Source organism: Parachitinimonas caeni (assembly GCF_030129945.1).
GTDB lineage: Bacteria > Pseudomonadota > Gammaproteobacteria > Burkholderiales > Chitinimonadaceae > Parachitinimonas > Parachitinimonas caeni.
On the sequence record NZ_JARRAF010000172.1, the window covers coordinates 1 to 524 of the forward strand.

Genomic DNA, 524 nt, shown 5'->3' on the forward strand with positions numbered 1-524 from the left:
GTGGCCGCCACGCTGCCGCCGGTGTAGCTGACGTGCTGGCGGATGCGGTTGCCCGAGAAGTCGTACTGATAGGTTTCGACCGGGGTGACCGCTTCGGTATTGCCACCCGGGTTGTCGCCGACACCGCCCAGCCAGCGCTGGCTCTGCGGCCGGGTCAGCTTGATCAGGTTGCCTTGCAGGTCGTAGCGGTAGTGGGTGACGAGTTCGTTCCCGTTTTCCAGCCCGCCCACCACGGTCGCGCTGTCTTCGACCACGCGCTGGGCGGTCTTCTGGCCAAAGCCGTCGTAGTCGGTGCGGGTGATGGCATCCTGGCCGCCGGCCGAGGCTTTCTGGGTGACGGTGCGGGCCTGCAGCTCGCCGGTGCGGGCGTTGAGGGTGTAGGTGTTGTCGCTCAGCCCGTAGCTGTACTCGGTGACGTTGCCACGCCCGTCGGTGATCTGCTTGAGCCGGCCGCCGGCGGTGTAGGTCATGACGGTGCTGGCGGCCTGGGTCGCCAGGGTCTGGCTGTCGCCGGCGTACTGGTT

The 524-nt window shown here is 67.7% G+C and carries 1 protein-coding gene; it reads right to left on the bottom strand.

Annotation, left to right across the window (positions count from 1 at the left end; all coding sequences use genetic code 11):
• Nucleotides 1-524, bottom strand: a 524-nt coding sequence (locus PZA18_RS24165) for a hypothetical protein (RefSeq protein ID WP_308447458.1), incomplete at both ends; no start/stop codon positions are given.